Source organism: Micromonospora sp. 4G55 (genome assembly GCF_016803375.1).
The window spans coordinates 1-2,925 of record NZ_JAEVHN010000729.1 but is presented as its reverse complement, the minus strand read 5'-3'; the positions used below and the strand labels follow the sequence as shown (position 1 = coordinate 2,925).

The window sequence follows — 2,925 nt, the reverse complement described above, 5'->3', positions numbered from 1 at the left end:
CCCGGGGTGTGGGTGGACAGGCCCAGGCTGGCCAGGCCGCCGAGCACCAGGCCGAGGGTGAGCGGTGCCTTGAAGCCGGTGCGGCGGATCGCCTGACCGGCGGCGAAGGCGGTGACCGCGTAGAGGCCGAACAGCACCAGCATCCGCCAGCCGGTGTCGAGCGGGCTGAGCGCCTGGGCGCGTTCGTGGAAGAGCACCAGCAGGATCGACACGCCGGTGAAGCCGAACAGCGACACGGCGGCGACGAGCATGACGGCGCTGAAGGACGGCGACCGGAACAGCCGGACGTCCAGCATCGGCGCGGCGGTACGCAGTTCGACCACGACGAAGGCGACGAGTGCGGCGCCGGCGGTGAGCCACGCGGCCGCCACCGTCGGGCTGGTGTAGCCGTGGCGACCGCCCTGAATCAGCGCGTAGACGGCCGCGCTGACGGTGAGCGTGCCCAGCAGCAGGCCGGGCAGGTCGAGGCGGCTGGTGGGCTGGCGCGACTCGGCCACCCAGCGGGTGGTGACGGCGAGGGTGACAACGCCGAGCACCACGGTGGACAGGAAGACGCCGTGCCAGTGGACGTGCGCCAGCAGCGTCCCGGCGATGAGCGGGCCCACCGACAGCCCGACGCCGGACGCCGCCGCCCAGGCGGTGATGACCTCGGTACGGCGGTGCGGGTCGGTGAACGTCACGCCGAGGATCGCCAGGCTGTTCGACAGGATCAGCGCCCCGCCGGCGCCGGCCACGAGCTGTCCCGCGACGACCCAGCCGGCGGTGGTGGCCAGGGCGACCACGGCAGCTCCGGCCATCATGGCGGCGAGGCCGGCGCTGAACATCCGCTTGCGGCCGTACCGGCTGCCGAGCGTGGCGGCGGAGAGCACGAGGCTGGCCAGCATGAGGGTGTAGGCGCTGGGGATCCAGACCAGGCCGGTCGGGTCGATCCGCAGGTCCCGCTGGATCGTGGTCAGCGCGGACACAGTCGCGGTGAGGTGGAGGAACGTGACCATCGCCCCCAGGCACATGGCGACGAGGGTCGCCGCGTGCGAGCCACGGACGGTCGTCCGCCCGGTGGGCGCGGCGGCGGGCGGGGTGGGCGCGGTGGGCGCTCGCCAACCTGTCGTCGCGGTCTGCTGTTCGGGCACAGCTACTCCTTACTGAGGTGATGGGGTCGGCCGGACGGAGCCCGCCGGCGTGGGCTGCAGGACGCTGTCCGGCTACGGCAGCTGCGGGTAGAGGACCGCCACGCCGCCGGAGAGCCCGGCGAGTACGCGTCGGCTGGTGTCGTCGGCGACGATCTCGTACGCGTCCGCGGCCAGTTGGTCAACGGTGTACGTCGCCACGTCGGCCGGGTCGACCTTCGGGGCGGTTACCGCCCGGGTCATGTCGGTGTCCATGAACCCCACGTGCAGTCCCGCGACGCGGATGTTCGCCGGGGCGAGCTTCAGCCGCAGCGAGTTGGTCATGCCCCACTCCGCGGCCTTGGCCGCGACGTAGGCGCCGTCGGTGGGCAGCGCGAACCAGGACAGCGCGGACAACACGTTGAGGACGGTGCCGCCACCGTTGCGCTCGATGACCGGGGCGAAGGCCCGCACCACGGAGAGGGTGCCGAGGTAGTGCGTCTCCATCTCCAGGCGGATCTGGTCCAGGTCGCCGGTGAGCAGGTCGGACCCGGTCGACGTGCCCGCGTTGTTCACCAGCAGGGTGACGTCGCCGGCGGTCGCCGCGGCCGCCGCGACGGACGCGGGGTCGGTGATGTCCAGTTCCAGCGGTCGGGCACCCGGGAGGTCGATCACGGCGGGGTTGCGGGCCGCGGCGTACACGGTGGCGCCCCGGGCGAGCAGCTCGCCGGCCAGGGCGCGACCGAAGCCCCGGTTCGCGCCGGTGACCAGTGCGGTGGTGGCCGAGATGTCCATGAAGATCCTGTCTGTGAGGTTCGCCGAGCAAGCTGACTTCGCCTTTGAAAAGTCAGCTCGCCCAGTGAAGCACCTGACTAGCGTCAACGCAAGTCAGCCCGTACGCTGGGGGCATGCAGGATCTGCGGGACGATCGGGAGGCGTGGTCGATGACGAACTGCTCGATCGCGCGGGCCATGGACATCGTGGGCAGCAGGTCGGCGATGCTGATCATGCGGGACGCGTTGCTCGGCACGCGCCGTTTCGACGACTTTGTCCGCCGGGTGGGCATCGGCGAGCCGGCAATGGCCGCCCGCCTACGGGAACTGGTCGGCGCCGGCCTGCTGGAACGGACGCCCTACCGAGAGCAGGGGCAGCGCACCCGGTACGAGTACCAGCTCACTCCCAAGGGGCGCGAGCTGCTGCCGGTGATCACCGCGCTCCGGCAGTGGGGGGACACCTGGGCAGCCGACGAGACCGGCCCGCCGGTGCTGGCCACCCACCGCGACTGCGGTTGCCGGGTCCGCGCCGTGCTCCGCTGCGAGCAGGGTCACGAGGTCGACCACAGCGACATCGCCCTCCTCGCCGGGCCGGGCCTGATCGCCCGGGACTAGACCCGCTGCGCCCAGTGGGTGGTGCGTACCCGGGTCAGCCCTGGTCGTCGGCGAGGCGACGCTCGATGGTCACCGTCGTGCCGGAGGCGGTCGACATCAGCCGCACGTCGCCGAAGGCGTTCATCAGGGTGGCGCCGCGGCCGCGGTCCATCGCCGACCGCCGGTCCCGCCAGGTGCCGAAGTCGCGGACGGTGAGCCGGGCCGTGCCGGCGCCGACCTGGAGCCGGACCCGCACCTCGGGTCGGGATGGCTGCTGCGCGTGCTCGACGGCGTTGTTGAACGCCTCGGACGCGGCCACCAGGAGGTCCTGCACGACGTCGGGGTGCACGTGCAGCGCCTCCAGCGAACGCCGCACGTCCCGCCGCATCGCCGAGGCGGAGGTGGCCTTCGAGGGGTAGCTCCAGCCGGTGTCCGCCAGGGACGCCGTCCCG

At 72.5% G+C, this 2,925-nt stretch carries 4 protein-coding genes; 1 reads left to right on the top strand and 3 read right to left on the bottom strand.

Annotated elements, in window-relative coordinates:
* A partial coding sequence (locus tag JNW89_RS33175; RefSeq protein ID WP_238452047.1) for an MFS transporter occupies window positions 1–1,130 on the bottom strand: 1,130 nt, incomplete at its 3' end.
* Between the two features lie 72 nt (window positions 1,131–1,202).
* Window positions 1,203–1,901 carry an SDR family oxidoreductase gene (locus JNW89_RS33170; protein ID WP_238452046.1) on the bottom strand — a complete coding sequence of 233 codons (699 nt, stop codon included), beginning with the start codon at window positions 1,899–1,901 and terminating at the stop codon, window positions 1,203–1,205.
* A 113-nt stretch (window positions 1,902–2,014) separates the two neighbouring features.
* Here JNW89_RS33170 and JNW89_RS33165 point away from each other — a divergent pair, with 113 nt between their 5' ends.
* Window positions 2,015–2,494: a helix-turn-helix domain-containing protein gene (locus JNW89_RS33165; RefSeq protein WP_238452045.1), complete on the top strand. Its 480-nt coding sequence runs from the start codon at window positions 2,015–2,017 to the stop codon at window positions 2,492–2,494.
* Between the two features lie 34 nt (window positions 2,495–2,528).
* Here JNW89_RS33165 and JNW89_RS33160 read toward each other — a convergent pair.
* On the bottom strand, window positions 2,529–2,925 hold a 397-nt coding region (locus JNW89_RS33160; RefSeq protein ID WP_238452044.1), incomplete at its 5' end, for an ATP-binding protein.

Bases quoted from the DNA above. Each gene is read 5' to 3' on its own strand.
- JNW89_RS33170 (WP_238452046.1), bottom strand. From the start codon at position 1,901: ATGGACATCTCGGCCACCACCGCACTGGTCACCGGCGCGAACCGGGGC.
- JNW89_RS33165 (WP_238452045.1), top strand. From the start codon at position 2,015: ATGCAGGATCTGCGGGACGATCGGGAGGCGTGGTCGATGACGAACTGC.